Genomic DNA, 6,502 nt, shown 5'->3' on the forward strand with positions numbered 1-6,502 from the left:
CCACGCTAGCGCGCCCCGGTCGCCGAACTCATCCCGTCGCCGAGCGGCTCCCCGGTCACCGAGCTTGTCGAGGTGCCGCCCCAGCCGGGCTCGCCGGTGCGGCATCATGAGGGCATGAGGATCGACGAACTCGCGTACCTTCGGGCGCTCGCCGAAGACGGTCACGTCCCGTACGCCGCTGAGGCGCTCGGTATCTCCCAGTCGACGCTGACGCGGGCGATCGGTCGGCTCGAGGCGGACGCCGGGGTCGAGTTGTTCGACCGTCACCGCAGCCGGCTCGAACTCAACCGCTACGGCGAGATCCTCCTCGTGCACGCGCTCCGTGCGCAGACCGAGCTCGACAACGCGCAGTCGCGGATCGACGAGCTCCGAGACCCCTCGGCCGGTCTCGTGTCCATCGCCTACGTCTCGTCCCTCGGCGGCTGGCTCATCCCGCGCATCGTGAGCGAGTACCGCCAGCTGCTGCCGGACATCCGGTTCGTCCTCGACGGTGGGAAGGCCGACAGTGTGCTGGACGCGCTCCGCTCCGGCTCGGCCGACGTCGCCTTCCTCAGCCCGGAACCGCGTGATCCGGAGATCGAGTGGCGTCCGCTCACCTCCGAGCGGCTCGCGCTGGGCGTGCCGGTCGGGCATGCGTTCGCCGACCGAACGTCGTTGGCGGCGTCCGATCTCGAGCAGACGGAGTTCCTCGCGATGACGACGGACTCGGGGCTCCGGCAGATCGCGGACGCGTACTTCGCGAGGCACGGCGTCGTGCCCCGGGTGACGATGGAGGTGTCCGAGCTGTCGACGCTCCGTGGTCTCGTGCGCGCCGGGGTCGGGATCGCCGTTCTCCCCGATTCCACGAGCATGGAGGGCGTCGTGCTCGTCCCGCTCGACGACGAGGCGGTCCGGGTGATCGGTGTCGCCACCAGCCGTGCCCGGGCGGTGTCGCCGGCCGTCGAGCAGTTCGTGCGGTTCGTGCGCGAGGAGTGGGTGAGCGCGCGGATCCACTGAGTCGCCCGAACCTGCACGAAATCGACCGAGATCCGAACCGTTTCGGGCAGTTGGCGGGCCTGCTGCTCAGTGCTCGCGGGTGGTGCTCCATGGCGTGAAGGCGTCCGGGTAGTGCGCCCACGCCGCCGGCCCGGCGAGGAGTTCCTCGTCCGTCAGCGTGCAGTCGTGCAAGGCGGCGGTGACGGCGGGCTCGTCGAGGTCGATCCCGGTGACGACGAGCTCCTGGCCGAGCGGTGCGCCAGGGTCGTTCGTCTCGAACGATGTGGGTTCCAGATCGATCATCCGGCCGACGTGCTGCAGGACGCCGACGCGGGAGGCGCGCGTCGCGAGGACGAGGAACCCCGCCGTACGGATGAGCCGGCCGAACCGCCCCGCCTCGATAGGTCCGTCGAAGCACGCGAGGAGTCGTTCCGGGTGCATCGGTCGGGGGCTGTCGAACCGCAGGGTGGTCACGCGGTCGTGATCCACCCATGGCCGGTGTTCGCCGTTCAGCATCGCTATCCACCCGGGGGACGTGCTGAAACGGTCCAGTTCGAACGGGGAGTCGCGGTAGCGGGCGAGCGGCTCGCGGTTGCTCGCGGTCGCCGGAGTGCCGGGTGTGGCCCGTGGCCGGGCCGCGACCGGCTCGACCATCCGCGTCAGCGCCGTCGGGTTCAGGTGGCTGAGGAGAGCGAGGAGCACCGCGAGTCGCTCGTGCGTCACGCCGCGTCGGCCGGCGACGGCGATGGTGTCCGCGTACTCGAGCTGCTCCACGGTGATCATCGACCGTGCGGTGTAGGCCGTGTCGCCGTCCTCGTCGTGGGTGACCCACTCGTCGTCCTGGAGGTCGTGTAGGAGATGGGCTGCGTCGACGACCGTCACGACGGCGTCCAGGACGGCCGTGTCGCGGTGCCCGAGGACGGCGGAGACCGCGTCGACCGGGCGGACCGTGCTCCCGCAATCGAGGACGAGGTGCCGGGGAGCGAGCGGGTGACGCGCGACGGCGTCGATCGCGTCGTCGATGTCGGGGCGGGCGCTCTCAGTGCCTTCCTGTCGCTCGATCGTGACGAGCGCCGCGGATCGACCGGCGATCTGTCGAGCCACGGTGCGACGCTCCGGCGGACAGGTGCCGAGCACGAGCGTGACGGTCAGCGGGATGCGAGGCGTGGTCACGGCGGGTTCTCCTGGTCGATGGGTCTACAGTGCGTTCTATTGAGAATTGTTCTCAACAAGGTAGCACGCCCTGTGATCACCAGGAGGTCACCAGGAAGGTCCGCGCATCACTCCAGTCGCTCGAGGGCAGGCCGGGGTCGCAGATCGTCCGCCGCCGTGGGCGGGTGTTCGTCATCGACAAACAGAACCCGCGGTGGAAGAGTCGCCAGGGCTGAGCGTCAGCCGCGCACGACGTTCACGACGATCGTGACGACACCCAGCGCGGCGATGACGTACGCCCAGAAGCGGACGGGGATGAAGAAGAGTGTGGAGCTCGGGCGGCTGTAGAGCTGCTCGCCGGTCTGCGGGTGGCGCACGGGCACGGCCTCCTGCTTCACGGTGATGCCGTGCTCGTTGACGTACGGCTGCGCGAGCTGCTGCCACACGACGACCGGCCGCGGTGCATCAAGCTTCGCCAGCGCGAACTTCCCGAAGGCCCAGCACGCGACGGCGCCGAGCAGGAAGCCGATGCCGACGAACACCCCGGACTGCGCCGATCCGCCGTCGGGGGAGACGATCGCCTTGATGAGGAAGCCGGCGCCGACGGAGAGCCCGAAGATCAGGAAGACGACGATGCCCCAGCGGGTCCAGATGATCATGTGTGCTCCTCTTCGGGTGTCGGTCGCGACGCGCAGCTGAACACACGGCACCCGCGCGACCGTCGGCTCGTCCATCACGGTACCGAGGTCGGCTGTCCACCCGCGATGGGGAGCGGTGCCCATGCGGCGTCGACGCGTGCTGGTTCCGGTTTCGGTCCCTGAGCTTGTCGAAGGGCGGGCGGGTGCCTTGGTTCAGGCGGCGAGGTGGATGCGTCCGCCTCGGATGGGGGTTTGGTGGCGGTCGATGTGGCTGGGTGGGATGAACCAGGGGATGCCGTTTTGGATGGTGATGGTCCAGTGGTCGTCGTGGATGCGGTGGTGGTGGAAGGGGCAGAGGAGGATGCCGTTGTCGAGGTTGGTGGGGCCGCCGTGGGACCACCAGGTGATGTGGTGGGTTTCGGTGAAGGATGGTGGGTGGGTGCAGCCGGTCCAGGCGCAGCCGCCGTCGCGTTCGGCGAGGGCGAGTTGCTGTCCGCGGGTGAACAGGCGGGTGCTGGTGCCGAGGTCGAGGACTTGGGAGGGGCCGCCGAGGATCATGGGGATGAGGTTGGCGTCGGCGGCGAGGCGGCGGAGGGCGCCGGCTCCGATGGGTTCGTCGATGCCGTCGATGGTGGCGGTGCCGAGGCCGGTTTCGAGGGTGTCTCGGTCGGTGCGGATGATGACGGTGACGGGGGTGAGTTCGGTGGCGGCGCCACTGCAGCCGGCGAGGTGTCGGAAGGTCTCGGTGAGGGCGATGGCGCGTCGTCGGTCGATGGGGATGAGGGTGGGCCCGTGGGGCATGGGGTGACCGGAGTCGTCGGGTTGGTCGGCGGGGTCGGCCGTGTCGGGGTTGGTGAAGTGGGGTTTGCGGGTGGTGGCGCCGATGAGGGCGTCGAGGCCGGCGCGGATGAAGGCGGCGCTTTCGGGGGCGAGTTCGGCGCGGAGGAGGGTCATGCCGGTGGGGAGTTCGTGGATGGTGCAGCGTTCTGCGCGGCGGAGGAGTTCGTCGCGGGGTTCGCGGCCGTCTTGGTCGAGGCGGGTGCGGACGAGTTTGGCGATGCGGGTGACGTCCTGCAGGGGCGCGTGGGCGGCGTGCTCGATGGCGATGACCGAGGCCGTCTCGAGTTCGCTTCTGGTGCAGATGCGGCCGGCGTTGCGGAGCTCCCGGACGATGACCGCGGCACCGTCGACGCTCAGGGGTGCTCTGGGTGTGCCGGTGCTGGTTGACGGGTTGGGGTCGTCCGAGACCACGTCGGGGTTCAATGACTCGAGACTGGCGGCCGGTTCGAGCGATGCCGCGACTGCTGGGAACGGGCATTCCTCCAGCTCGCCGAGCAACCCGCGGGGCCGCGTGATGGCGGCACCGACCTCCGCGATCGCCGCGCCTCGGGCGCGTGCCACCCGCCACCGCTCGGACACCATGACACCCGGGTTGGCGTAACCGGCGGCGCGCACCAGGGTGCCGTCAAGGCGGGAAGGCGACGGGCGCAACGCGATCGCGCCGGTGACGCGTGCGGCGAGGACCTCGACCGCATGCTGCACAGCACCGAGCTCGTCGAGGACGCGGAGGATCGCCTCGTCGTTCATGTTCTCGAGCTGCTCCGCGACACCGACGCCTGGACGGATCGCATCGAGCGCGCTCTGCCAGACCGCATCGAACCCGACCGCGGCGGCGGTGAGCGGGTTCGGTGCGGTGCTGGTCATGGGTCCATCCAAACACGGACCACTGACACCCGAACGGCCAAAGAATCAGATCCTGATCTGGGAATTTATCCCACAGTTGATGCTTGCTCGGGGTGCCCTTCGACAAGCTCAGGGACCGAGTCTCCTCGGTGATCGAAGAGCGTTGCGGGAGGTTCAAGCGGGCCCCGCGACCGGCGCAGGGGTCGAAACGCCGGCAGCCGGTCGCTGAAAGGGTCGAAGGGCCCACGCGGACATCTTCCCCGACCGCAGCGCCATGCCCGCGCGTAGGATCACCGCATGCGTTCATCGGCGATCGACACGGTTCTGGCGTTCATGCGGGCGTTCCGCGAGCAGGATCGGGCTGCTGCCGAGGCGCTCATGCATGCGGACTTCGTCTTCACCAGCCCGCAGGACGACCACCTCGACCGAGCGACCTGGCTCGAGCGTTGCTTCCCGACCGCCGACCATTTCGACACCCCGGGCGTGACGCTCCAGATCGTCGAGACCGACGGCATCGTCCTCCACCGCTACGAGTACGTCGTGCAAGGGAAGACGTACCGCAACCTGGAAGCGACTCGTGTCGTGGACGGAACCGTCCAGGAGGTCGAGGTCTATTTCGGTGGCGCTGTCTGAGGGGCTGGATCGAACGCGTGCATCGCGGTCGCACGGGACTGCAACGCCACATGGCCGTTCCGTGCGCCCGCGTCGCCCGCGCCCGACCATCCGGCGACGGATCGCACCTGGGCGTGTCTGACAGGATTGAGTCATGCGCATCAGTTCTCGTCGAACGACCCTGGCCGCGGCTCTCACGATCGCTGCCATCGCCCTCACCGGTTGCTCCACCGGCTCCTCGTCGGACGCGGACCGATCCTCCGCCTCGCCGACGCCGTCGGTGTCGCAGCCGCCGAGCACGCCGCTCCAGGAGCAGACGCTCACCGACGACGTCGACGGTACGAAGGTGACCGCCCTCGCGATGGTCGACGACTTCCCGGCGCCTGCAGGCACCACCGACGGCCTGCGTCCGATGCTCGTCCAGGTCCGACTCGAAGCCGGCGACGAGTACGGCGGCAGCGTCTTCCCGCACCGGGTCTCCGTCACCACCCGTGCCGTCAACCTCGACTATGTGACGCTCGGCCTCGGAACGCCCGAAGAGCTGAAGGCTCCGATGGCGTCGGCCGGGTACTCACTGCTGCAGGCGACACCGGCCGGTGAGACGGCGACCGGCTGGATCGGCGCCTGGGTGCGCACTGATGAGACCGAGTTCGACCTCGTCTACGACCGCCCGGAGGGCAAGGTCATCGGTGGCAGCAAGAGCGGCGAGGTCGTTCCGCCGAGCCGCGACGTCATCCCGCTCATCCCGAAGGCCTGATCCGAAGGCCTGATCGGGATTCGAGCTTGGGCGGCCGTTCGGCGATCAAGCCGACGAGCGGAGTCGCTCCGGGAACACAGCGGAGGGCGGGTTGTCGACAACCCGCCCTCCGCTGCACCAGCTGATGCGTCTACGCGTTCCGCTCAGCGCCTGCTGCGGCGCGTGACCGCCGGCGCGTCTCCGCGAGCACCGCGGCGCCGACACCGAACAGGAGCAGTGCACCGAGGGTGAGTCCGGTGAGCGCGCCGCTTTCGACACCGGTCTTCGCGAGGTCACCGGTGGTCGCACCGGGTGCCGGGGCGACCGTTCCCGGAGCGGGCGACTGGGAGGGCTCCGGGGTCGGCGTGGGATCCGGGGTCGGGTCCGGGTCCGGCGTGACGATCGTGCTGCTCAGCTCGGCGGACACGGAGGCGCTGCTGTCGACGTCGACGCCGTCAGGCCCGGTCCCTCGCGCGGTCGCCACGTTCGTGACCGACCCGAGCTCGATGTCCGCCGCCGTGATGGCGTACCCGGTCGTGACGCGGACCTGCTCACCCGGAGCGAGGACGCCCGCTGCGCCCGGCCACTCGACGACGAACTCGGAGAGTTCCGGGAGTGACGCGGTGATCGCGGTGCCGGTGAGGGTCCGCGTGCCGGTGTTCGCCGCGATGATGGCGTAGCCGATGGGGTCGCCGACCGCCGCCGG

At 69.7% G+C, this 6,502-nt stretch carries 6 protein-coding genes and 2 pseudogenes; 4 read left to right on the forward strand and 4 right to left on the reverse strand.

Annotated elements, in window-relative coordinates; all coding sequences use genetic code 11:
- The first annotated feature begins 114 nt into the window (after positions 1-114).
- Positions 115-996, forward strand: coding sequence for a LysR family transcriptional regulator (locus RWN05_RS17340; RefSeq protein WP_079003628.1), 882 nt, complete (start codon positions 115-117; stop codon positions 994-996).
- 66 nt (positions 997-1,062) lie between these two features.
- Here RWN05_RS17340 and RWN05_RS17345 read toward each other — a convergent pair whose 3' ends face one another.
- Positions 1,063-2,148, reverse strand: coding sequence for a GTP-binding protein (locus RWN05_RS17345; RefSeq protein ID WP_314140502.1), 1,086 nt, complete (start codon positions 2,146-2,148; stop codon positions 1,063-1,065).
- A 95-nt stretch (positions 2,149-2,243) separates the two neighbouring features.
- On the opposite strand from RWN05_RS17345, the pseudogene RWN05_RS17350 reads away from it, so the two are divergent.
- A pseudogene (locus tag RWN05_RS17350) lies at positions 2,244-2,363 on the forward strand (ribosomal protein bL36); the annotation flags it as partial.
- Between the two features lie 3 nt (positions 2,364-2,366).
- Here RWN05_RS17350 and RWN05_RS17355 read toward each other — a convergent pair.
- Complete coding sequence (locus RWN05_RS17355; protein ID WP_064294781.1) at positions 2,367-2,786, reverse strand: hypothetical protein; 420 nt, start codon at positions 2,784-2,786, stop codon at positions 2,367-2,369.
- A 192-nt stretch (positions 2,787-2,978) separates the two neighbouring features.
- Positions 2,979-4,469 (reverse strand): DUF222 domain-containing protein, encoded by a 1,491-nt coding sequence (locus tag RWN05_RS17360; protein WP_314140504.1) that lies wholly within the window; start codon positions 4,467-4,469, stop codon positions 2,979-2,981.
- Positions 4,470-4,745: 276 nt separating this feature from the next.
- Here RWN05_RS17360 and RWN05_RS17365 point away from each other — a divergent pair, with 276 nt between their 5' ends.
- Together RWN05_RS17365 and RWN05_RS17370 are read left to right on the forward strand one after the other, a co-directional pair.
- Positions 4,746-5,081 (forward strand): nuclear transport factor 2 family protein, encoded by a 336-nt coding sequence (locus RWN05_RS17365; protein ID WP_314140506.1) that lies wholly within the window; start codon positions 4,746-4,748, stop codon positions 5,079-5,081.
- Positions 5,082-5,214: 133 nt separating this feature from the next.
- Positions 5,215-5,817 (forward strand): hypothetical protein, encoded by a 603-nt coding sequence (locus RWN05_RS17370; RefSeq protein ID WP_314140507.1) that lies wholly within the window; start codon positions 5,215-5,217, stop codon positions 5,815-5,817.
- Positions 5,818-5,947: 130 nt separating this feature from the next.
- Here RWN05_RS17370 and RWN05_RS17375 read toward each other — a convergent pair.
- Positions 5,948-6,502: pseudogene (locus RWN05_RS17375) on the reverse strand (hypothetical protein); the annotation flags it as partial.

This window comes from uncultured Plantibacter sp., assembly GCF_963518075.1.
GTDB classification, from domain to species: domain Bacteria; phylum Actinomycetota; class Actinomycetes; order Actinomycetales; family Microbacteriaceae; genus Plantibacter; species Plantibacter flavus_A.